Annotated in this window: 20 protein-coding genes and 2 tRNA genes; 20 read left to right on the top strand and 2 right to left on the bottom strand. The window is 64.3% G+C overall.

Features of this window, described 5'->3' with window-relative positions:
• The first annotated feature begins 7 nt into the window (after positions 1-7).
• From ispG to EYS42_RS04490, 14 genes are all read left to right on the top strand, one after another.
• The gene (ispG, locus tag EYS42_RS04555; RefSeq protein WP_207301106.1) at positions 8-1279 is read left to right on the top strand and encodes a flavodoxin-dependent (E)-4-hydroxy-3-methylbut-2-enyl-diphosphate synthase; all 1272 of its coding nucleotides are present in this window, start codon (positions 8-10) and stop codon (positions 1277-1279) included.
• 60 nt (positions 1280-1339) lie between these two features.
• Positions 1340-2638 (top strand): histidine--tRNA ligase, encoded by a 1299-nt coding sequence (gene hisS, locus EYS42_RS04550; protein ID WP_130966685.1) that lies wholly within the window; start codon positions 1340-1342, stop codon positions 2636-2638.
• A 42-nt stretch (positions 2639-2680) separates the two neighbouring features.
• Positions 2681-3373: a YfgM family protein gene (locus EYS42_RS04545; protein ID WP_130966684.1), complete on the top strand. Its 693-nt coding sequence runs from the start codon at positions 2681-2683 to the stop codon at positions 3371-3373.
• A gap of 6 nt (positions 3374-3379) precedes the next feature.
• Complete coding sequence (locus EYS42_RS04540; protein WP_245503504.1) at positions 3380-4531, top strand: outer membrane protein assembly factor BamB; 1152 nt, start codon at positions 3380-3382, stop codon at positions 4529-4531.
• A 32-nt stretch (positions 4532-4563) separates the two neighbouring features.
• Positions 4564-5898 carry a ribosome biogenesis GTPase Der gene (gene der, locus EYS42_RS04535; protein ID WP_130966683.1) on the top strand — a complete coding sequence of 445 codons (1335 nt, stop codon included), beginning with the start codon at positions 4564-4566 and terminating at the stop codon, positions 5896-5898.
• An 87-nt stretch (positions 5899-5985) separates the two neighbouring features.
• Positions 5986-6225, top strand: a complete 240-nt coding sequence (hfq, locus tag EYS42_RS04530; RefSeq protein WP_130966682.1) for an RNA chaperone Hfq — start codon at positions 5986-5988, stop codon at positions 6223-6225.
• A gap of 45 nt (positions 6226-6270) precedes the next feature.
• Positions 6271-7536, top strand: a complete 1266-nt coding sequence (gene hflX, locus EYS42_RS04525; RefSeq protein ID WP_245503503.1) for a GTPase HflX — start codon at positions 6271-6273, stop codon at positions 7534-7536.
• Between the two features lie 188 nt (positions 7537-7724).
• Positions 7725-8915, top strand: coding sequence for an FtsH protease activity modulator HflK (hflK, locus tag EYS42_RS04520; protein ID WP_130967303.1), 1191 nt, complete (start codon positions 7725-7727; stop codon positions 8913-8915).
• 23 nt (positions 8916-8938) lie between these two features.
• Complete coding sequence (gene hflC, locus EYS42_RS04515) at positions 8939-9817, top strand: protease modulator HflC (RefSeq protein ID WP_130966681.1); 879 nt, start codon at positions 8939-8941, stop codon at positions 9815-9817.
• 68 nt (positions 9818-9885) lie between these two features.
• Positions 9886-10086, top strand: a complete 201-nt coding sequence (locus tag EYS42_RS04510; protein ID WP_130966680.1) for a DUF2065 domain-containing protein — start codon at positions 9886-9888, stop codon at positions 10084-10086.
• A 49-nt stretch (positions 10087-10135) separates the two neighbouring features.
• Positions 10136-11329 (top strand): ATP phosphoribosyltransferase regulatory subunit, encoded by a 1194-nt coding sequence (locus EYS42_RS04505; RefSeq protein ID WP_130966679.1) that lies wholly within the window; start codon positions 10136-10138, stop codon positions 11327-11329.
• A gap of 34 nt (positions 11330-11363) precedes the next feature.
• Positions 11364-12698 (top strand): adenylosuccinate synthase, encoded by a 1335-nt coding sequence (locus tag EYS42_RS04500; protein WP_130966678.1) that lies wholly within the window; start codon positions 11364-11366, stop codon positions 12696-12698.
• A 51-nt stretch (positions 12699-12749) separates the two neighbouring features.
• Positions 12750-13274, top strand: a complete 525-nt coding sequence (locus tag EYS42_RS04495) for a phosphoribosyltransferase (protein WP_130966677.1) — start codon at positions 12750-12752, stop codon at positions 13272-13274.
• Positions 13275-13298: 24 nt separating this feature from the next.
• Positions 13299-13982, top strand: a complete 684-nt coding sequence (locus EYS42_RS04490) for a TetR/AcrR family transcriptional regulator (RefSeq protein ID WP_130966676.1) — start codon at positions 13299-13301, stop codon at positions 13980-13982.
• A gap of 211 nt (positions 13983-14193) precedes the next feature.
• Here EYS42_RS04490 and EYS42_RS04485 read toward each other — a convergent pair.
• Positions 14194-14278 (bottom strand) — tRNA-Leu (locus EYS42_RS04485).
• A gap of 539 nt (positions 14279-14817) precedes the next feature.
• A tRNA-Leu gene (locus EYS42_RS04480) sits at positions 14818-14902 on the bottom strand.
• A gap of 135 nt (positions 14903-15037) precedes the next feature.
• Here EYS42_RS04480 and rnr point away from each other — a divergent pair.
• From rnr to uppS, 6 genes are all read left to right on the top strand, one after another.
• A complete protein-coding gene (rnr, locus tag EYS42_RS04475) occupies positions 15038-17371 on the top strand; it encodes a ribonuclease R (RefSeq protein ID WP_245503502.1) in 2334 nt (777 codons plus the stop codon).
• A gap of 274 nt (positions 17372-17645) precedes the next feature.
• The gene (gene rpsB, locus EYS42_RS04470; protein WP_130966674.1) at positions 17646-18389 is read left to right on the top strand and encodes a 30S ribosomal protein S2; all 744 of its coding nucleotides are present in this window, start codon (positions 17646-17648) and stop codon (positions 18387-18389) included.
• 117 nt (positions 18390-18506) lie between these two features.
• Positions 18507-19400: a translation elongation factor Ts gene (tsf, locus tag EYS42_RS04465; protein ID WP_130966673.1), complete on the top strand. Its 894-nt coding sequence runs from the start codon at positions 18507-18509 to the stop codon at positions 19398-19400.
• Positions 19401-19551: 151 nt separating this feature from the next.
• Positions 19552-20262 (top strand): UMP kinase, encoded by a 711-nt coding sequence (gene pyrH, locus EYS42_RS04460; protein ID WP_130966672.1) that lies wholly within the window; start codon positions 19552-19554, stop codon positions 20260-20262.
• 87 nt (positions 20263-20349) lie between these two features.
• Positions 20350-20910, top strand: a complete 561-nt coding sequence (gene frr / locus EYS42_RS04455) for a ribosome recycling factor (RefSeq protein ID WP_130966671.1) — start codon at positions 20350-20352, stop codon at positions 20908-20910.
• 86 nt (positions 20911-20996) lie between these two features.
• Positions 20997-21728 (top strand): polyprenyl diphosphate synthase, encoded by a 732-nt coding sequence (gene uppS / locus EYS42_RS04450; RefSeq protein ID WP_130966670.1) that lies wholly within the window; start codon positions 20997-20999, stop codon positions 21726-21728.
• Positions 21729-21735: the final 7 nt, after the last annotated feature.

The following is a 21735-nucleotide window of genomic DNA, read 5'->3' as shown; positions in this document are numbered from 1 at the left end:
TCCGCCCATGATTTCGAACTGCTCCGAGCCTATTTTGGTGGCCGCACCAGCCCCACGCCGCAGCCTGCAGGCCCGCGTGACCTGGGGTGACCGCGTGGTCACCGTGGGTGGCGATGCGCCGGTGCGCGTGCAGTCCATGACCAACACCGACACGGTGGATGTCATCGGCACCGCCATCCAGGTCAAGGAGCTGGCGCTGGCCGGCTCCGAGATGGTGCGCATCACCGTCAACACGCCCGAGGCCGCGCAGGCCGTGCCGCACATCCGCGAGCAACTCGACCGCATGGGCATCGACGTGCCGCTGGTGGGCGACTTCCACTACAACGGCCATCGCCTGCTCAGCGAGTTCCCGGCTTGTGCGGAGACCCTGTCGAAGTACCGCATCAACCCCGGCAACGTGGGCAAGGGCGACAAGAAAGATCGCCAGTTTGCCCAGATGATCGAGGCCGCGCTGAAGTACGACAAGGTGGTGCGCATCGGCGTGAACTGGGGCAGCCTGGACCAGGAAATCATGGCCCACCTGATGGACCAGAACGCTCAGCGCAGCCAGCCCTGGGAAGCCCGCCAGGTCATGTACGAAGCCCTGGTCACCTCGGCTCTGCAGTCCGCCAATCTGGCCGTCGAGCTGGGCATGCGTCCCGAGCAGGTCATCCTGTCGTGCAAGGTCAGTGGCGTGCAGGACCTCATCAGCGTGTACCGTGCGCTGGCGCAACGCTGCAATCACCCCTTGCACCTGGGCCTGACCGAAGCCGGCATGGGCACCAAGGGCACAGTGGCTTCTGCCACGGCTCTGGCCATCCTGTTGCAAGAGGGCATTGGCGACACCATTCGGGTGTCGCTCACACCGCAGCCCGGCGAGGCCCGCACGCAAGAGGTGGTGGTGGCCTCCGAGATCCTGCAGTCGCTCGGCCTGCGCGTGTTCGTGCCCAGCGTCACGGCCTGCCCAGGCTGTGGCCGCACCACCAGCACCACCTTCCAGGAGTTGGCCAAACAGATCGACGACTACCTGCGCGCCCAGATGCCTGTGTGGCGGGCCCGCTACCCTGGTGTCGAGGGCATGAAGGTGGCCGTGATGGGGTGCATCGTCAATGGCCCGGGCGAAAGCAAGCATGCCGACATCGGCATCAGCCTGCCCGGCACCGGTGAAGCCCCCGCGGCGCCCGTGTTCATCGACGGCGAGAAAGCCCTGACCCTGCGCGGGGAGGGCATCGCCCAGGAATTCCAGGCCCTCGTCAACCAGTACGTCGAGCGCCGTTTCGGCAACCAGGCTTCGGCCTGAACCCGCAGGGCAGGGCGCTGTGCGCCAGCCCTCAGAACCGCATTGCACAAGAAAAGACCCATGGCTGAACAGCTCAAAGCCATCAAAGGCATGAACGACATCCTGCCGCCGGACTCGGCGCGCTGGGAGTGGCTGGAAGACAAGGTGCGCGCCCTGATGCGCCGCTACGGCTACCAGAACGTGCGCACGCCCATCGTCGAACCCACGGCCCTGTTCGTGCGCGGCCTCGGTGAGGTCACCGACATCGTCGAAAAGGAGATGTACTCCTTCGAAGACAGCCTCAATGGCGACAAACTCACCCTGCGCCCCGAAGGCACAGCCGGCGTGGTGCGCGCCATGAACGAGCACAGCTTCCTTTACGAAGGCGGCAAGCGCCTGTACTACATCGGCCCGATGTTCCGCCATGAGCGCCCGCAGAAGGGGCGCTATCGCCAGTTCCACCAGGTGGGTGCCGAGGTGCTGGGCTTTGCCGGCCCTGACGTTGACGCTGAAATCATCCTGATGAGTGCGGCTTTGTGGCGTGACCTGGGCATCGAGGTGGGCACCGACGTGCGGCTCGAGATCAACAGCCTGGGCCAGCCGGAAGAGCGGCGGGCCCACCGCGAGGCCCTGATTCAGCACCTGCAGGTCCACGCCGACCTGCTGGACGAAGACGGCAAGCGCCGTCTGCACACCAACCCGCTGCGCATCCTCGACACCAAGAATCCGGCCATGCAGGCCGTGGTCGAAGCGGCGCCGCAGTTGATCGACTTCCTGGGTGAGGCCTCGTTGGCCCATTTCAATGCCGTCAAGTCTACGCTGGATGCCGCGGGCATTGCCTACCGCGTCAACCCTCGCCTGGTGCGCGGCATGGACTACTACAACCTCACGGTGTTCGAGTGGGTCACCGAGCGCCTGGGCTCGCAAGGCACGGTGTGTGGGGGGGGGCGTTACGACGGCCTGATCGAGCAACTGGGCGGCAAGCCTGCACCGGCTGTGGGCTGGGGGCTGGGCATCGAACGCCTGTTGCTCCTGGTTGAAGAGCTGGGCAAGGCCCCGCAGCCCGACGCGCCCGATGCCTTCGCCATCACGCTGGCTGGCGTGCCGGTGGCCCAGGTCATGACCACGCTGGAAGCCCTGCGTGCCCAAGGCGTGCGGGTCGTCCTGAACCCTGCAGGCAAAGAGGGCCCGGCCAGCATGAAGTCTCAGTTCAAGAAGGCCGATGCCAGCGGCGCCCAGTTTGCCCTGGTGTTCGGCCCTGACGAAGTGGCCCAGGGCCTGGTCACCGTCAAGCCCCTGCGTGGCAATGGCGAGCAGTGCACCGAGTCGCTGGCCATGGCAGCGCAGTGGGCCGGGCGCCTGCAGGCGCATCGGTCATAATCAGCCACCCTTTCAATTGGCTTCGAGAGAACAATCAGAACCATGGCGACGTACGACCTCGAGCAGCAGGAACAGCTGGACCAGTTCAAGCATTTCTGGAAAACCTATGGCAACCTGATCAGCTGGTTGGTGGCGGCAGCTGTTGCCGCTTATGCGGGCTGGACCGGCTATCAGTACTGGCAGACCGACCGGGCCACCAAGGCCGCCGGCATGTACGAGGAGCTCGACCGTGCCGCTGTGCAGGGCGATGCCGACAAGGTGCAGCGCGTTTTTTCCGACCTGAAGGGTCAGTACGGTGGCACCACGCTGTCCGAGCAGGGGGCGCTGCTGGCCGCCCAGACTTTGGTGGCCAAGGGCAAGACCGACGAAGGCCGCGCTGCGCTGCAGTGGCTGGTCGATTCCGGCAAGAATCCGAACCTGGTGGCCGTTGGCCGCTTGCGTCTGGCCGGAGTCTTGCTCGACCTGAAAAAGTACGACGACGCCCTGGTTGCCGTGTCGGCCAGCGTGCCCCAAGAATTCCAGGCCCTGACGGATGACCGCCGTGGCGACATCCTGCAAGCCCAGGGTAAGAAGGATGAAGCGCTCAAGGCCTACCAGGACGCCTATAAATCCATGGACCCCCAAGTCGAGTACCGCCGCTTCATCGAGGGCAAGCTGACCGCCCTGGGTGAGCCGCCGGCCGATGGCCAGCTGAAGTCGATGTCGCCTCAAGTGAGCCTGCCGGCCCAGAACTGATCGCCCATGAACCTGTCCACACGCCGAGCCTCTTTCTCTCGCGGCCAAGCCGCGCGCATGGCCCTGTCGGCTGCCGTACTGGCCTTGCTGTCCGCGTGCAGCGGTTCAGGCCGTCCCAAGCCCACTCCGCTGGAAGACTTCAAGCCCTCGCGCTCTGCGCAGGTGGTCTGGTCGGCCAAGGTCGGTGCAGCCCAGGGCACGCTCAGTCTGGCCACGTCCGACGGGCAGGTGCACATGGCGTCTGCCGACGGCACTCTGGTCTCGCTGGACCCGTCCACAGGCAAGGAACGCTGGCGCGCCGCCATCGGGGCTCCGGTGGCCGCGGGTGTGGGCTCTGACGGTCGTTTCAGTGCTGTGGTCACGGCCGACAACGAGCTGGTGGTGCTGGAGGGCGCTCAGGTCAAGTGGCGTGAGCGCCTGCCGGGCCGCGCCATCACGGCGCCTCTGGTGGCGGGCGAGCGCGTGTTCGTGCAACTGCTTGACCGCAGCGTGCGCGCCTACGACGCACTCGACGCCCGCTGGATCTGGCAGTTTCAGCGCCCAGGCGGCGAACCGCTGGCCCTGAGCCAGCAGGGTGTGCTCACGGCCTTTCGCGACACCCTGGTCGTGGGTGTGGGCTCGCGGCTGGTCGGTCTCGACCCTGCCCGTGGCACCGTGCGCTTCGAGGCCAGCCTGGGCGTTCCCCGTGGCAGCAACGAAGTCGAGCGTCTGGCCGACCTGATCGGCCCGGCCGTCCGTGCCGAAGATGACCTGTGCGTTCGCGCTTTCCAGCTGTCTGCCGGTTGCATCGACATGAACCGAGGCGCTGTGCGCTGGACCCGCCCGCAGGCAGGCACCCAGGGTGTGGCCGCATCGAATGACCTGGTGGTGGGCGCCGATGGCGCCGACCGCCTGTCGGCCTGGAATGCCGACACCGGCGAAGTGCTGTGGCGCGTCGAGCGATTCCAGTACCGCGGCCTGGGCACACCAGCCTACGCCAACGGCCTGGTGGCCGTGGGTGACCAGGAGGGCTACCTGCACTTCTTGGCCGCCCAGGACGGCCGCACCGTGGCCCGTGTGTCGCTTGACGGTCCGGTCAACGGGGCACCCCGTGTGGTCAACGGCCTGTTGCTGGTGGCCACCCGTGCCGGCACCCTTTACGCGCTGCGCACGCCCTGAAGCGGCTGCAGCCAACGATTGTTGAGAACCGAATGAAACCCGTCATTGCGTTGGTTGGTCGCCCGAACGTGGGCAAATCGACGCTGTTCAACCGCCTCACGAAAAGCCGTGACGCCATTGTGGCCGACTATGCCGGCCTGACCCGTGATCGCCATTACGGCGAGGGCCGCGTGAGCGGCCGTGAATTCATTGTCATCGACACCGGTGGCTTCGAGCCCGATTGTTCGTCCGGCATCTTCCAGGAGATGGCCAAGCAGACGCGCCAGGCCGTGGCCGAGGCCGATGCCGTCATCTTCGTGGTCGACCTGCGTGCGGGCCTGTCGGGTCAGGACCATGACATTGCCCAATACCTGCGCGGCGCCAACAAGCGCGTGCTGCTGGCCGTGAACAAGGCCGAGGGCATGAGCGAGTCGCCCCTGGTTTCCGAGTTCTACGAACTGGGCATGGGCGAACCCATTCCGGTGTCGTCGGCGCACGGGCAGGGCATTCGCAGCCTGCTGGACATGGCCCTGGAAGGCTTCTTCGATGAAGAAGACGAAGAAGACGAGGTCGATGACGAAAACCGTCCCATCCGCCTGGCGGTGGCCGGACGCCCCAATGTGGGCAAATCGACCCTGATCAACACCTGGCTGGGTGAAGAGCGCCTGGTGGCCTTCGACATGCCCGGCACCACGCGTGACGCCATCTCGGTGCCGTTCGAGCGCAACGGTCAGCGCTACGAGCTGATCGACACCGCGGGCTTGCGTCGCAAGGGCAAGGTGTTCGAAGCCATCGAAAAGTTCTCGGTGGTCAAGACCCTGCAGGCCATCTCCGATGCGAACGTGGTGCTGCTGTTGATCGACGCCACCCAGGGCGTGACCGACCAGGACGCCCACATCGCTGGCTACATCCTGGAGTCTGGCCGTGCGGTGGTGGTGGCCATCAACAAGTGGGATGCCGTGGACACCTACCAGCGCGAAATGCTGCAGCGGTCCATCGAAACCCGCCTGGCTTTCCTGCGTTTTGCGCCCATCCTGAACATCTCGGCCAAGCGCCGCCAGGGGCTGGGCCCGCTGTGGGCCGCCCTGGGCGATGCCTGGCGCTCGGCCACTTGCAAGATGCCCACGCCGGTGCTCACGCGCCTGCTGCACGAGGCGGTCGAGTTCCAGCAGCCCAAGCGGGCCGGCACGTCGCGGCCCAAGCTGCGTTATGCCCACCAGGGTGGCCAGAACCCGCCGGTCATCGTCATCCACGGCAATGCACTGGAACATGTCACCGAGGCCTACAAGCGCTTCCTTGAAAGCCGTTTCCGTGAACATTTCAAGCTCTCAGGCACGCCTTTGCGCATTGAAATGAAACTCTCGGCCAATCCCTTTGATCAATCCTGACACAGCTTTGCGCAAACCCTTCCCTCGCAAGAGGGAGTCGCATGTGATAAGGTGTGTTCTCTCCAACTTTCCATCACGGAGCATATCGTGAGCAACAAAGGGCAACTTTTACAAGACCCGTTCCTGAACCTTCTGCGCAGAGAGCATGTGCCGGTGTCCATTTACCTGGTCAACGGCATCAAACTCCAGGGCCAGATCGAATCTTTCGATCAATATGTGGTCCTGCTGCGCAACACCGTCACCCAGATGGTTTACAAGCATGCCATCTCGACCGTGGTGCCGGGTCGTGCCGTGAACTTCCACGCCAACGACGAAACCCCCGCCTGATCCGTCTGGCGTTTCCCTCTTCCCACCGCACCCTTCACCCACACCTTGAGTGATGCCTCTTTGAGCCAGTCTCGCGAGCCCGGGCCGCCCCGGGTGGTGCTGGTGGGAGTCGATTTCGGGCCGGGGTCTTCGTTTGACCCCACCCTCGACGAACTGGCGTTGTTGGCCGAATCGGCCGGCGATGCCCCTGTGGCCCGCGTCATTGCGCGCCGCAAGGCCCCCGACGCCGCCCTCTTTGTGGGCTCCGGCAAGGCCGACGAAATCAAGTTCCTCGTGCAGGCCGAGCAGGCCCATGGGGTGATTTTCGACCAGTCCCTCTCACCCGCGCAGCAGCGCAACCTTGAACGCCATCTGGGTGTCGAGGTGCTTGACCGCACCGGTCTCATTCTGGAAATCTTCGGCGCCCGAGCGCGCAGCCACGAAGGCAAGCTGCAGGTCGAACTGGCGCGCCTGGAGTACCTGTCCACCCGCCTGGTGCGCCGCTGGAGCCACCTGGAGCGCCAGCGCGGCGGGGTGGGGCATCGCGGTGGTCCGGGCGAGTCGCAGTACGAGCTGGACCGCCGCATGATCGAGCAGAAGATCAAGTCGCTCAAAGCGCAGCTGGTCAAGGTCAAGCGCCAGCGCAACACCCAGCGACGTGGCCGCGAGCGCAACGGCACCTTCCGCGTTTCTCTGGTGGGCTACACCAACGCGGGCAAATCGACGCTCTTCAACGCGCTGACCAAGGCGGGTACCTACGCGGCCAATCAGCTGTTCGCCACGCTGGACACGACCACGCGCCAGCTGTATCTGGCGCAGGCCCAGCGCAGCGTCAGCCTGTCCGACACCGTGGGCTTCATCCGCGACCTGCCGCACACGTTGGTGGAATCGTTCGAGGCCACGCTGCTGGAGGCCACCGAGGCCGACATCCTGCTGCATGTGGTCGATGCCGCCAGCCCGGTGTTGCTGGAACAGATCGAAGAAGTGCAGCGTGTGCTGCAGACCATCGGCGCGGGGCACATCCCGCAGGTCATTGTTTTCAACAAGGTCGATGCGCTCGAGCCGCACCAGCAGCCCCGCCACAGCCAGGATGTGTACGAACTGCCCGACGGCACCCGCGCCTGTCGAGTGTTTGTCAGTGCCATCGAAGGGCAGGGCCTTGACGTGTTGCGTCAGGTGCTGTCCCGGGCGGCAATCGAAGGTGTGGGCCCCGAAAACTGGCCCTTTCAGCCATCGGGGCATGCAATCCCCGTGCACAATCTGACAAGTGACATGCCTGAAGCTGAACCCAGTCTTGCAGGCGACCCATTCATCAACGACGCAGAAACATGACCCAGAACACCGCTGAGTCGGCTCAGACCGGCAAGGGCCGGACCTCGATCCCGTCGTTCCGCCTGTCCCAGGCGGCGCAGGCAGCCTGGCTGTCGGTCGGTTTCCTGACCTCGGCCGCAGGCCGCATGGTCTGGAAACTCTCGCACCCGCTGTACCGTCGGCTGCCGCTGGTGGCGCGTGGCGAGGTCATGCAGGCCAACCGCGACGACGGCCCTCCCGACCTCGACGAACTGTGGCGCGACTTCAATCGCAAGCTCAGCGGCGTGTTCAACCAGCAAAAGGGCGGTGGTGGTGACAACAACGGCCCGGGTGGCAGCATGTCGCCCGATCCGGCCAGTGCCGGCATCGGCCTGGGCGTCATCGCGGGCCTGGTGGCCCTGGTGTGGCTGGGCAGTGGCTTTTTCATCGTGCAGGAAGGCCAGCAGGCCGTGATCATGCAGTTCGGTCGCTTCAGCCACACGGCCGAAGCTGGTTTCCAGTGGCGCGCCCCTTACCCGTTCCAGAGTCATGAGATCGTCAACCTGACGCAACTGCGCTCGGTCGATGTCGGCTCGTCGTCGGTCACCCAGGGCTCTGGCTTGCGTGACTCGTCCATGCTCACGCGCGACGAAAACATCATCGACATCCAGTTCACGGTGCAGTACCGCCTGGAAGACGCCCGCCAGTACCTGTTCGAGAACAAGAACTCTGACGAAGCTGTGTTGCAGGCCGCCGAGTCGGCTGTGCGCGAGATCGTGGGCGCCAGCACGATGGATTCGGTGCTGTACGAGCAACGCGATGCCATCGCGGTGGACCTCACCAAGTCGATCCAGACGCAACTTCGCAAGATCAAGGCCGGTGTGACCGTGGTGAATGTGAACGTCAAGAGCGTGCAGGCCCCCGAGCAGGTGCAGGCGGCCTTTGACGACGCCTTCAAGGCCGGTGCCGACCGCGAGCGCCTCAAAAACGAAGGCCAGGCCTACGCCAATGACGTGATCCCCAAGGCACAAGGCACGGCTGCGCGCTTGCGCGAAGAAGCTGCGGGTTACTCGGCCAAGGTGGTTGCGCAGGCCGAGGGTGACGGACAGCGCTTCAAGATGGTGCTGGCCGAGTACCAGAAAGCGCCTGCGGTCACGCGTGATCGCCTGTACATCGACACCATGCAGCAGATCTACAGCAACGTGACCAAGGTCATGGTCGATTCCCGCCAGGGTTCGAACCTGCTGTACCTGCCGCTTGACAAGCTGATGCAGCAGGCTGGCGGCAATGCAGGTGCTGCCTTGTCGGCCGCTCCTGCCGCCTCGGCGGTGGCCTCACCAGACACCTCAGGCGCCACGGGCGGCATGGTCGATTCGCGCTCGCGCGACGGTCAGCGCAGCCGTGATCGCGACGTTCGCTGAAGCCGAAGGGAAGGAACGCCATCATGAATCGCATTGGAACCATCCTGGCTGGCGCACTGCTGGCCCTCGTGGTGCTTGGCTCAACCCTGTTTGTGGTTGACCAGCGTCAGTTTGCCGTGGTCTACGCCTTGGGCGAGATCAAGGAAGTCATCAGCGAGCCGGGCCTGAAGTTCAAGATGCCCGCACCGCTGCAGAACGTGGTCATCCTCGACCGCCGCACGCAGACCCTCGACAGCCCCGAGTCCAAGCCCATCTTCACCGCGGAGAAGAAGAGCCTGGTGATCGACTGGCTGCTGAAGTGGCGCATCACAGACCCCAAGCAGTTCATTCGCAACGCCGGCACCGACCCGCGTCTGGCTGAGAACCGCCTGGCGCCGATCGTTCAGGCCGCCTTGAACGAAGAAGTGACCAAGCGCACCGTGGCCGCCGTGCTGTCCACCGAACGCGAGAAGGTCATGCAAGGTGTGGTCAAGCGCCTGACCGAAGACGCCAAATCCTTCGGCATCGAAGTGATCGATGTGCGCATCAAGCGCGTGGACTTTTCGCCCAACATCACCGAATCGGTCTACCGCCGGATGGAGTCGGAGCGCAAACGCGTGGCCAACGAACTGCGTTCGACCGGTGCTGCCGAAGGCGAAAAGATCCGCGCCGACGCCGACCGTCAGCGCGACATCATCGTGGCTGAAGCGTACCGCGATGCGCAAAAGACCATGGGTGAGGGCGATGCCAAAGCTTCGGCCATTTATGCTGAATCGTTCGGCAAGGACCCGCAATTCGCTGCGTTCTACCGCAGCCTGCAGGCCTACCGCACCACCTTCCGCAGCAAGTCTGACGTGATGGTGCTGGACCCCAGCAGCGACTTCTTCAAGTCGATGCGCTCGTCGGGCGCTGGCGGCAAGTGACACAGGTGCTCTTGACGCAACCCCGATGAACACGGGCCTTCGGGCCCGTTTTCTTTGAAAGAAGGCCGATGTTCGAAGGCGATTCGCTTCACTCGCTCTGGATGGCGCTCGCTCTGATGCTGGTCATCGAGGGCTTGATGCCATTTTTGAACCCGGCGGCCTGGCGAAAGATGTTCACCCAGGTGCTGCAACTGCACGACGGGCAGCTGCGTTTCGTGGGACTGGCCAGCATCGTGTGCGGCCTGCTCCTGCTGTGGTGCTTGGGTTGATGCCCGTAACCCGGTAGAATCTCGTTTTTAACCCCTCCCCCGGTTTTCTATGTCGTCTGCTTGGCTGTTGCCAGAGCACATCGCTGACGTCTTGCCGTCTCAGGCGCGTCGCATGGAAGAGCTGCGTCGCGTGTGGCTGGACGCCGCTCGGGTCTACGGCTACGAACTGGTGATGCCCCCGCTGCTCGAACACATCGAGTCGCTGCTGTCGGGCACCGGCCAGGCGCTCGATCTCAAGACCTTCAAGCTCGTTGATCAGCTCAGCGGTCGCACGCTGGGTGTGCGTGCCGATGCCACCCCGCAGGTGGCTCGCATTGACGCTCACCTGCTGAACCGCGACAGCGTCACCCGCCTGTGCTACTGCGGCCCTGTGCTGCACACCCGTCCTGCGAGCCCGCACGCCACGCGTGAGCCGCTGCAGATGGGCGCTGAAATCTATGGCCATGCCGGCCTGGAAGCCGAGCTGGAAGCCACCGAGCTGGCCTTGTTGGGGCTGCAGACTTGCGGCATCAAGGGCCTGGTGATCGACATGGCCGATGTGCGCGTGGTACAGGGCGTGCTGGCCGCTTTCGGTCTCGACAAGGTGTCTTTGGCCCAGCAGCAGGCCATCGTGCAGGCGGTGGCCACCAAAGACGTGGGCACGCTGCGTGATCTGGGGGCTGCCGGCCACCTGGGCACCAGCGAAGGCGCCTTGCAGGCCCTGCAGTCGCTGACCACGCTGTTCGGTGGCGATGAGGTGCTGACTCGGGCGCGGCAGGTGCTGCCAGCCCACGCGGCCATCGATGCTGCCCTGAACGATCTGGCCTGGCTGGCTCGCCACCTGCGTGAAGCCCAGCCTGATCTGGTGGTGGGGTTCGATTTGTCCGACCTCAGCGGCCATGCCTACTACAGCGGCATCCGCTTTGCCGTGTACGGGCAAGGCCACGCCGATGCGCTGCTGCGTGGCGGCCGTTACGACGAGGTGGGGGCTGTGTTCGGTCGCCGCCGTCCGGCCGTGGGCTTCAGCCTCGACCTCAAGATCTTGGCCGAGTTGCTGGCGGGCGCTGGTGCGTCTGCTGTGCGATCGGCCATCCGCGCCCCCTGGGGCCAGGATGCCGCGCTGCGCCAGGCAGTGCGCGAATTGCGCGGGCAAGGGCACACCGTGGTGTGCGTGCTGCCCGGACATGAACACGACGTCCAGGAATTCGAGTGCGACCAGGAACTGGTCCTCGTGGACGGCCGCTGGTCGCTGCGCGCTCTCTGAGCCCAGGGCCTTCTCTAGCGAACAGGAATTCACCATGCAAAGCAACAACGTGTCGGCGCGCAATGTCGTCGTGGTCGGAACCCAGTGGGGCGACGAAGGCAAGGGCAAGGTCGTCGACTGGCTGACCGACCACGCCGCCGCCGTCGTGCGTTTCCAGGGCGGCCACAACGCCGGTCACACCCTGGTGATCAACGGCAAGAAGACCGCGCTGCAACTGATCCCCTCGGGCATCATGCGCGAAGGTGTGGCCTGCTACATCGGCAACGGTGTGGTCGTCGACCCTGTGCACCTGCTGTCGGAAATCAAGCGCCTGGAAGACGCGGGCCTGGACGTGCGTTCGCGCCTGTTCATCAGCGAATCGTGTCCGCTGATCCTGCCGTTCCACGTGGAGGTCGACAAGGCCCGAGAGGCCCTGCGAGAGTCCAGCGGCTCGGGCAAGATCGGCACCACGGGCAAGGGCATCGGCCCGGCCTACGAAGACAAGGTGGCCCGTCGCGCCCTGCGCGTGCAAGACCTGAAGCACCCCGACCGTTTCGCCAAGAAGTTGCGCGAACTGCTGGAGCTGCACAACTTCGCTTTGCAAGGCTACCTCAAGAGTGAAGCGCTGGCCTTCGAGCCCATCTATGAACAGGCCATGGCCGCCGCTCAGCAGATCCTGCCGATGCTGGCTGACGTGGGTGTCAAGATCCACGGCCACAACGTGGCGGGTTGCTCGGTGCTGTTCGAAGGTGCGCAAGGCACGCTGCTGGACATCGACCACGGCACCTACCCCTACGTGACTTCGTCGAACTGCGTGGCAGGCAACGCCGCCGCCGGTTCCGGTGTGGGTCCCGACAAGCTGCACTACATCCTGGGCATCACCAAGGCCTACACCACCCGCGTGGGCAGTGGCCCGTTCCCCACCGAACTCGAGTGGGACAAGGAAGGCACCGTGGGCTATCACCTGTCCACCGTGGGCCAGGAGCGTGGCACCGTGACCGGCCGTGCCCGCCGCTGCGGCTGGCTCGATGCCGCCGCCCTGAAGCGCTCGGTGCTGATCAACGGCGTGTCGGGCCTGTGCATCACCAAACTCGACGTGCTGGACGGCCTGAAGGAAATCAATGTGTGCGTGGGCTACATGCTCAACGGCGAACGCATCGACATCCTGCCGCTGGATGCTGACGAGATCGTGGCCTGCCAGCCCATCTACGAAACCTTCCCGGGCTGGGAAGGCACCACCTTCGGTGTGACCGACTGGAATGCGCTGCCTGAAAACGCCCGTGCTTACCTCAAGCGGGTCGAGTCGTTCATCGGTGCCCCGATCGACATGGTGTCGACCGGCCCCGACCGCGACCACACCATCCTGCTGCGTCACCCCTACAAGGGCTGAACACGGCGCCACGCACCGATCACCACGCGTCAAGATCACAAGGACCGACACATGCTCACCGACGACGGCAAGCACCTGCATGTCAGCTGGGACGAATACCACCAGCTGATCGAGCGCCTGGCGCTCAAGATCCACGAATCGGGCTGGGAGTTCGACCAGATCCTGTGTCTGGCCCGTGGGGGCATGCGCCCGGGTGACGTGCTGTCGCGCATCTTCGACAAGCCGCTGGGCATCATGTCGACCAGCTCCTACCGTGACGAAGGCGGCACCCTGCAGGGTCGCCTGGACATGGCCAAGTACATCACCATGCCCAAGGGTGAACTGGCCGGTCGCGTGTTGCTGGTCGATGACCTGGCCGATTCGGGCGTCACGCTCAATGCCGTGGTCGATCGGCTGCGCGCCATGCCGTCGATTGCCGAGTTGCGCTCGGCCGTGATCTGGGTGAAGGGTGTGTCCACTTACACGCCCGAGTACTACGTCGACGCGCTGCCCACCAGTCCCTGGATCCATCAGCCCTTCGAGGAGTACGACACCCTGCGCCCTGAGGTGCTGGCCCGTCGTCACGCCCAGGACTGAGCCGACACGCACGGAAGGCCCGCGATGTCGACCCAGAAGACCGAACTGGACACCCGTGAACTGCTGATTCACACGGCGTTGCGCCTGTTTGCGCGCAACGGCATCGAAGGGGTGTCGCTGCGGCAGATCACGCAGGAGGCCGGGCAGTCGAACCAGTCGGTGGTGCAGTATTACTTCCTGAACAAGGAAGGTCTGATCGAGGCCGTGCTGGGGCATGTGGCGCAACTGCTGCTGCCCAGCCAGGACGAAGCCCTGCACCGGCTCGACGTGCTGTTTCAGCGCGGGGTGCTGACGCCCCGCGACGTGGTGGCCACGGCGGTGATGCCTTTTGTGCTCACGTATGCGAAGTCGGACGAGGGACGCTGGTCGATCAAGTTCCTGTCGCGCATGACCTGGCAGGCCCACTCGCAGGGCTTCCAGATGGTCGAGAACCTGTTGTGGCCATATTTCGGGCGACTCGAATCGCACCTGGCACGCACCATGCCGAATCAGTCGCGCGAGGCGCTGCAGATCAAGTGTCTGTTTGCCATCATCGATCTGATTCACGGCCTGTCGAGTTCGCGATTGCTCAGTGCCTCCCCGGTGGTGGGGCACCTGTATCAGCAAGACCCGCGCTATGTCACGGAGTACCTGATCGACTACATCACCGGCGGGCTGAGTTTCGAGGCGCGCTGGCGTCAAGAAGAACGCACAGCTGCGCAACCTTGAGGTTGCAGGGCCCACCGCCTTCATGAAAGAGCCCCGCACTGCGGGGCTTTTTTATGCGCGCCGGATGGGTGTTGCGTGCGCTCAGTGCTGCGACGCCTGCCGTTTCACCAGAGGGCAGGGTGGTGCGTGCAATGTCGAAAGGCCGATCAGGAAGTGCTCGGCCCCAGAAAGACTTAAGCCGCATGACCTTTCGGTCATGCGGCTTGCATCTTGGTGCCCAGGAGAGGACTCGAACCTCCACGGAGTTACCCGCTAGTACCTGAAACTAGTGCGTCTACCAATTCCGCCACCTGGGCAGGTACTTTCTCGTCACAATCAGCTTGCTTCTTTCGTTGCTTGCTGTGCATCGCGTCGAGAACGAAACTATAGCACAGCATTTTTTCTGGCTGCAAGCTTTCTGTGAAAATTTATCAAAAAAGTGTCTTGGCCGCGTCTTGCGGCTTGGCACAGCACACTCAGGCGATGTTTTTGTGCTTCGCGTGCTTTGAAAGGCATGGTGAGGCCGGTGCATGCGTTACGCTGGAGCGCATGGTGTGTATGTGTGGTTTGTTGTTTGTGCAGCACGCGCCCTGGTGGGCTGTGGGGTCGCCCCGCGGCAAGCGCGCGTTGGTTGGCCGCAGCGGCTGCACAGCATGTATCGCACCGGGTGGCGCGGTGTCTGGCTTGACCCGGTGCGTTGAATCGCCGGTGCTGCATCAGGGGGATGATCAGGCAGCCTGCTGGCCAGGCGCGCCGGCACAACTTGGGGCACAACACCCGACACAACACCGGGCACCACAAAAGGCGGCGCCCAAAGAATTAAGCCGCATGACCTTTCGATCATGCGGCTTGCATCTGGTGCCCAGGAGAGGACTCGAACCTCCACGGAGTTACCCGCTAGTACCTGAAACTAGTGCGTCTACCAATTCCGCCACCTGGGCAGGTACTTGTGTTGTTGCATTCAGGGCGGCTGCCTTGCCTGCTTCAACTATTTCTTCGCTGCAATCAGCGAAGACCTCAACTATAGCATCAAAATCTCACGCATGGCAAGCAACACAAAACTTTTGGTGAACTTGATGAGCGAAATCGAGGGCACAGTCCAAGGACATCGCGATGGGCACGGCTTCGTGGTGTCGGACGACGGCGAGACTTCGCTGTATCTGTCGCCCCAGGAGATGCGCTCGGTGCTGCACCGGGACCGTGTGCGGGCCAAGGTGATCCGTTTTGACCGCAAAGGTCGACCGGAAGGCCAGGTGCTGGAAATCATCGCGCGCCGCAAAACCCCCATCATCGGCCGCTTGCTCCATGAGGGGGGGGCCTGGCTGGTGGCGCCGGAAGACCGCCGTTTTGGGCAGGACATCCTCATCCCGGCCAAAGCCACAGCGAACGCCCAACCAGGGCAGGTGGTCGCGGTCGAGCTCACGGAAAAGCCTTCTCTGCACGCGCAGCCCGTGGGCCGCGTGACCGAGGTGCTCGGTGGCATTGACGATCCGGGCATGGAAATCGAAATCGCGGTGCGCAAGTACGAAGTACCGCACCAGTTCAACGACGACACCCTGGCCCAGGCCGCCAAGCTGCCCGACAAGATCCGTCCGACCGATCGCAAGCAGCGCATCGACCTGACCGACGTCCCGCTGGTCACCATTGACGGTGAAGATGCCCGTGACTTCGACGACGCGGTGTACTGCGAGCCCGCCGTGCTGGGGCGTGGCAAGAAGCCCAATGGCTGGCGCCTGCTGGTGGCCATTGCCGATGTCAGCCATTACGTCAAGCCTGGCGAGCCGCTCGACCGTGACGCCTACGAGCGAGCCACGTCGGTGTATTTCCCGCGCCGCGTGATCCCCATGCTGCCCGAGAAGCTTTCGAACGGCCTGTGCTCGCTGAACCCCGAGGTCGATCGCCTGTCGATGGTGTGCGACATGCTGATCAACGCCAGCGGCGAGATCCACGCCTATCAGTTCTACCCCGCGGTGATCTGCTCGCACGCGCGCTTCACCTACACCGAGGTGGCGGCCATCATCGGCAACACCAAGGGGCCGGAAGCGGCCAAGCGCGCCGACCTGGTGCCGCACCTGCTGAACCTGTATGACGTGTACCGCGCGCTGCTCAAGGGCCGCGGCGTGCGTGGGGCGGTCGATTTCGACACCACCGAAACCCAGATCGTGTGCGATGACAACGGCCGCATCGCCCGCATCGTGCCGCGCACGCGCACCGAGGCTCACCGCCTGATCGAAGAGGCCATGCTGGCGGCCAACGTGTGTTCGGCCGAGTTCATTGCCAAGTTCGCGCACCCGTCGCTGTACCGCGTGCACGAAGGCCCGACGCCCGAAAAGCGCCAGACCCTCAAGAACTACCTGAAGGCTGTGGGCGTGGGTGTGACCTTGAGCGAAGAGCCCAAGCCGAGCGACTACCAGGCCATCGCCGAGGCCACGAAAGAGCGGCCAGACGCCGCGCAGATCCACACCATGCTGCTGCGCTCGATGCAGCAGGCCATCTACACGCCGGTCAACAGCGGCCACTTCGGCCTGGCGTATGAGGCCTACACGCACTTCACCAGCCCGATCCGCCGTTACCCTGACCTGCTGGTGCACCGTGTGATCAAGTCGCTGCTGTTGCGTGACAAGTACGGTCTGGTGTTGCCGCCGGTCGAGTCGAACCCGGGCAGCTTCAAGAAGGGTGGCGCCAAGCTGACGCGGGGGCTGCCGGTGGCACCCAAGAACGCCAAGGGCAAGGCCAAGGTGAAGATCACGCCGGCCGAGGCGCAAGACTGGGAAACCGCAGGCATCCACTGCAGTGCCAACGAGCGTCGCGCCGACGAAGCATCGCGTGACGTCGAGGCCTGGCTCAAGTGCATGTTCATGCGCGAGCGCCTGGGCGAAGAGTACGGCGGCACCGTCAGTGCCGTGACACCGTTCGGTCTGTTCGTGCAGCTCGATGGCTTGTTTGTGGAGGGCTTGATCCACATCACCGAGCTGGGCGGGGATTATTTCAAGTTCGACGAGGCACGCCAGGAGTTGCGAGGCGAGCGCACGGGCGTGCGTTACGCCACAGGGGCCCGGGTGCGCGTGCAGGTCAGCCGCGTTGACCTGGACAGCCGCAAGATCGATTTCCGCCTGGTGCGCGAGGGCGCGCAAGCCTCCGAGCCGAGTGGCGGTGGGCGCCGCCGCAACGGGCGGGGTGCGCGCGACGGTCAGCGCGACGAGCTGGCTGACACCGGCTTGCGTTCGGCCCAGGACGAGCTCGCCGAGGTGCGTCAGCGCGACCGCGATGTCAAGCGATCGGCCCGACCGGGCGGGAAATCGTCTGGCAAGAAGGTGGAGCAGGGCGCCAGTCGGGTGGAAGGCCTGCCGCGCAGCAAAGCCGCCGGCAAGAAGGCGCCCAGCCGCAAGAGCGTGCGTCGCCGCAGCTGAGGCCCTGCCTGTTCAGGCTGGGGCGATTCGCTCGCCGGCCTTGGCGGCCCCGTCTCCGTCCCCGTGCATGGGCAAGGCAAGCCCTGGCGGGGCTGCCTGTTTTCATGCTAGAATCTTCGGGTTTGGCCCTAATCGGGTTTCAAACGCAAGTTATTTCATCAATCGCGAAACCGCCGCACCAAGGTGTTGGCAGGCCGCGCGGTGTGCGTGTTGAACGCGCGCCGACGTGGCCGCCGATTACGGTGGTTTCCAGACCCAACCTTTGGAGTCTCACATGTCCGTGTCCATGCGCGAAATGCTGGAAGCCGGTGTCCACTTCGGTCACCAAACCCGCTTCTGGAACCCCAAGATGGCCCCCTACATCTTCGGCCATCGCAACAAGATTCACATCATCAACCTCGAGAAGACGCAACCCGCCTTCGAAGAGGCCCTGAAGTTCATCAAGCAGCTGTCGGCTCGCCGCGGCAACATCCTGATGATCGGTACCAAGCGTCAGGCCCGCGACATCATCGCCGCTGAAGCCGACCGCGCCGGCATGCCCTTCGTGAACCAGCGCTGGCTGGGCGGCATGCTGACCAACTTCAAGACCGTCAAGGGTTCGATCAAGAAGCTGAAGGACGCTCAGGCTCAAGTGGAAGCTGGCCTGGACAACCTGAAGAAGAAGGAAGGCCTGCTGTTCCAACGCGAGCTGAACAAGCTGGAAAAGGACATCGGCGGCATCCAGGACATGGCTGCTCTGCCTGACGCCCTGTTCGTGATCGACGTTGGCTACCACAAGATTGCCGTGGCCGAAGCCAAGAAGCTGGGCATCCCCGTGATCGCCGTGGTCGACACCAACCACTCGCCCGAAGGCATCGACTACGTCATCCCCGGCAACGACGACTCGTCCAAGGCTGTGGCCCTGTACGCCAAGGCCGTGGCTGACGCCGTGCTGGAAGGCAAGGCCAACGCCGTGAACGAAGTGGTCGCCGCTGCGGCTGGCGAAGACGAGTTCGTGGAAGTCAACGACGCTGCCTGATCCCGGCGTCCTGGGCTGAACGGCCCGATCCAAAGGGGGTCCGAGTGGCCCCCTTTTTACAAACTGAATCTGACATGACGCGCTGATGACAGCGCGTCGTAACCAACGGAGATCCATATGCCCGCCATCACCGCCAGCATGGTTGCTGACCTGCGCGCCAAGACCGACGCTCCCATGATGGAGTGCAAGAAAGCCCTGACCGAAGCCGATGGCGACATGGCCAAGGCCGAAGAAATCCTGCGCGTCAAGCTGGGCAGCAAGGCTTCGAAGGCCGCTTCCCGCGTGACCGCCGAAGGCGTGGTGTCCTCGTTCGTCGACGGCGCCAACGGTGCCCTGGTCGAAATCAACTGCGAAACCGACTTCGTGTCCAAGAACGAATCGTTCCTGGCCTTCGCCAAGTCGGTTGCCGAACTGGTTGCCAAGAACAACCCCGCCGACGTCGCCGCCGTGGGTGAGCTGCCCCTGTCGCAAGACGGCTTCGGCCCCACCGTGGAAGAAGTTCGCAAGGGCCTGATCGGCAAGATCGGCGAAAACATGTCGATCCGTCGTTTCAAGCGCTACGCTGACGGCGGCAAGCTGGCTGCTTACCTGCACGGCGCCCGCATCGGCGTGGTCGTCGAGTTCGACGGCAACGAAGTGGCTGCCAAGGACGTGGCCATGCACATCGCCGCCATGAAGCCCGTGTCGCTGTCTTCGGACGACGTGCCGGCCGCCCTGATCGAAACCGAGCGCAACGTGGCCACCGCCAAGGCTGCCGAATCGGGCAAGCCCGCCGACATCGCTGCCAAGATGATCGAAGGCGCCATCCAGAAGTACCTGAAGGAAGTCTCGCTGCTGAACCAGGTCTTCGTGAAGGCCGCCGACGGCAAGCAGACCGTCGAGGCTTACCTGAAGTCCACCGGCACCACCGTCAAGTCGTTCACCATGTTCGTGGTGGGCGAGGGCATCGAGAAGAAGGTCGACGACTTCGCTGCCGAAGTGGCCGCCACGATGGCTGCCGCCAAGGGCTGATCAGCCCGGCATTGCAAGGGGGCTGAAAAGCCCCCTTGTCGCATGAGGAGGGCGGAACTGTTGCCTTCCTCTCCACTCCAAAGAGGCGCTGCGCCTGCCTGGTTTAAGCTATCAGGTGACAGCCGCCCGATGACACCCCAAGGACGATTGCATGGCCGCCTACAAGCGAATCCTTCTGAAACTCTCCGGTGAGGCCCTGATGGGCGATGATGCCTACGGCATCAACCGCGCGACCATCGTGCGCATGGTCAAGGAAATCCAGGAGGTGACCGCACTGGGCACCCAGGTCGCTGTGGTGATCGGTGGCGGCAACATCTTCCGCGGCGTGGCGGGTGGTTCTGTGGGCATGGACCGCGCCACGGCCGACTACATGGGCATGCTGGCCACCGTGATGAACTCGCTGGCCCTGGCCGACACCATGCGCCAGGAGGGCATGACCGCCCGCGTCATGTCGGCCATCAGCATCGACCAGGTGGTCGAACCCTATGTGCGCCCCAAGGCCCTGCAGTACCTCGAAGAGGGCAAGGTCGTGGTGTTCGCCGCCGGCACGGGCAACCCCTTCTTCACCACCGACACCGCCGCCGCCCTGCGCGGCGCCGAGATCGGTGCCGAAGTGATGCTCAAGGCCACCAAGGTCGATGGCGTGTACACCGCCGACCCCAAGAAAGACCCGTCGGCCACGCGCTACAGCACCATCACCTTCGACGAAGCCCTCATCAAGAATCTGCAGGTGCTGGACGCCACGGCCTTCGCGCTGTGCCGCGACCAGAACCTGCCCCTGAAGGTGTTCTCGATCTTCAAGCCCGGCGCGCTCAAGCGCGTGGTCATGGGCGAAGACGAGGGCACGCTGGTCCACGTCTGAGTCTGGCAGGCTGCTCGACCGCGTCGCTGAACGACGTGTTGACGAGTCGGCCCGAGCCGTGACCTGGCCCCCAATGGAGCACACACCATGAGCATTTCCGACATCAAGAAGAACGCCGAGCAGAAGATGGCCAAGTCCATCGACGCTTTCAAGAACGAACTGGCCAAGGTCCGCACCGGCCGGGCCCACCCGGGCATCCTCGACCAGGTGCAGGTCGATTACTACGGCTCGATGGTGCCCATCAGCCAGGTGGCCAACGTGACCCTGGTCGACGCCCGCACCATCGGCGTGTCGCCCTGGGAAAAGGGTCTGGCTCCCAAGATCGAAAAAGCCATCCGCGAGTCGGACCTGGGCCTGAACCCGGCCGCCCAGGGTGACCTGATCCGCGTGCCGATGCCCCCGCTCACCGAAGAACGTCGCCGCGAGCTGACCAAGGTGGTGAAGAACGCTGGCGAAGACGCCAAGGTGGCTGTGCGCAACCTGCGCCGTGACGCCAACGAGCAAGCCAAGAAGCTGCTCAAGGACAAGGAAATCACGGAAGACGAAGAGCGCCGTTCGCAAGACGACGTGCAGAAGCTGACCGACAAGGTGATCGCCGACATCGACAAGCTGGTGCAGGCCAAGGAAGCCGAGGTCATGGCCGTCTGAGGCCGCAGCCCGCTCCTCGGGCTCCGAAAGAGGCGGCATGGCCGCCTCTTCCTGTTTTCAACCCCTCTTCGTTCAGCCACCCCCTCATGGCGTCTTCTGCAGCAAGCAATCCCCGGCACATCGCCATCGTCATGGACGGCAATGGCCGCTGGGCCCGCAAACGTCTCATGCCGCGCGGCATGGGCCACAAGGCCGGCGTGGACGCGCTGGTGAAGGTGGTGCAGGCCTGCGCCGACCGGAATGTCGAGTTTCTGACGGTGTTCGCGTTCTCTTCCGAGAACTGGAAGCGCCCGGAAGAAGAAGTGTCGGGGCTGATGAGCCTGCTGCTGGTGGCGCTGTCCAAACACCTCGTGCGCCTGAGCGCCGATGGTGTGCGCATCCGCATCGCCGGTGACCTGGCCCATGTCTCGCCCAAGGTGCGCGATGCCCTGCTGGATGCCGAGCAGAAGACCGCCCACAACAGCCGTCTCACGCTGACGGTGGCGTTCAACTATGGCGGACGGTGGGACATTGTTCAGGCCTGTCAGAAGGCCCTGCGCGAAGGTGTGGCGCCCGAGGCACTGGACGAGGCCACACTGGCCCGCCACATGGCCATGGCCTACGCGCCCGACCCCGACCTGCTGATCCGCACCGGCGGCGAGGTGCGCATTTCCAATTTCCTGCTGTGGCAGTGCGCTTACGCCGAGCTGGTGTTCAGTGACTGCCTGTGGCCCGATTTCGACGCCGCCCAGCTGGACGCCTGCATCGCCGACTACCGCCGCCGCGAACGCCGGTTTGGTGACGTGGGCGCCGATCCGGCCGAACCCCTTGCCTCGTGAGGTTGGC

The organism is Aquabacterium lacunae (assembly GCF_004310865.1).
GTDB lineage: Bacteria > Pseudomonadota > Gammaproteobacteria > Burkholderiales > Burkholderiaceae_C > Aquabacterium > Aquabacterium lacunae.
Note: the sequence above shows the minus strand (reverse complement) of the source record. Positions and strands in the feature narration are given on the sequence as shown.

What these genes read in the sequence shown, in the direction of transcription:
- ispG (WP_207301106.1), top strand. Translation starts at nt 8, where the DNA reads ATGATTTCGAACTGCTCCGAGCCTATTTTGGTGGCCGCACCAGCCCCA.
- hisS (WP_130966685.1), top strand. Translation starts at nt 1,340, where the DNA reads ATGGCTGAACAGCTCAAAGCCATCAAAGGCATGAACGACATCCTGCCG.
- EYS42_RS04545 (WP_130966684.1), top strand. Translation starts at nt 2,681, where the DNA reads ATGGCGACGTACGACCTCGAGCAGCAGGAACAGCTGGACCAGTTCAAG.
- EYS42_RS04540 (WP_245503504.1), top strand. Translation starts at nt 3,380, where the DNA reads ATGAACCTGTCCACACGCCGAGCCTCTTTCTCTCGCGGCCAAGCCGCG.
- der (WP_130966683.1), top strand. Translation starts at nt 4,564, where the DNA reads ATGAAACCCGTCATTGCGTTGGTTGGTCGCCCGAACGTGGGCAAATCG.
- hflK (WP_130967303.1), top strand. Translation starts at nt 7,725, where the DNA reads ATGCAGGCCAACCGCGACGACGGCCCTCCCGACCTCGACGAACTGTGG.
- hflC (WP_130966681.1), top strand. Translation starts at nt 8,939, where the DNA reads ATGAATCGCATTGGAACCATCCTGGCTGGCGCACTGCTGGCCCTCGTG.
- EYS42_RS04510 (WP_130966680.1), top strand. Translation starts at nt 9,886, where the DNA reads ATGTTCGAAGGCGATTCGCTTCACTCGCTCTGGATGGCGCTCGCTCTG.
- EYS42_RS04505 (WP_130966679.1), top strand. Translation starts at nt 10,136, where the DNA reads ATGTCGTCTGCTTGGCTGTTGCCAGAGCACATCGCTGACGTCTTGCCG.
- EYS42_RS04500 (WP_130966678.1), top strand. Translation starts at nt 11,364, where the DNA reads ATGCAAAGCAACAACGTGTCGGCGCGCAATGTCGTCGTGGTCGGAACC.
- EYS42_RS04495 (WP_130966677.1), top strand. Translation starts at nt 12,750, where the DNA reads ATGCTCACCGACGACGGCAAGCACCTGCATGTCAGCTGGGACGAATAC.
- EYS42_RS04490 (WP_130966676.1), top strand. Translation starts at nt 13,299, where the DNA reads ATGTCGACCCAGAAGACCGAACTGGACACCCGTGAACTGCTGATTCAC.
- rnr (WP_245503502.1), top strand. Translation starts at nt 15,038, where the DNA reads ATGAGCGAAATCGAGGGCACAGTCCAAGGACATCGCGATGGGCACGGC.
- rpsB (WP_130966674.1), top strand. Translation starts at nt 17,646, where the DNA reads ATGTCCGTGTCCATGCGCGAAATGCTGGAAGCCGGTGTCCACTTCGGT.
- tsf (WP_130966673.1), top strand. Translation starts at nt 18,507, where the DNA reads ATGCCCGCCATCACCGCCAGCATGGTTGCTGACCTGCGCGCCAAGACC.
- pyrH (WP_130966672.1), top strand. Translation starts at nt 19,552, where the DNA reads ATGGCCGCCTACAAGCGAATCCTTCTGAAACTCTCCGGTGAGGCCCTG.
- frr (WP_130966671.1), top strand. Translation starts at nt 20,350, where the DNA reads ATGAGCATTTCCGACATCAAGAAGAACGCCGAGCAGAAGATGGCCAAG.
- uppS (WP_130966670.1), top strand. Translation starts at nt 20,997, where the DNA reads ATGGCGTCTTCTGCAGCAAGCAATCCCCGGCACATCGCCATCGTCATG.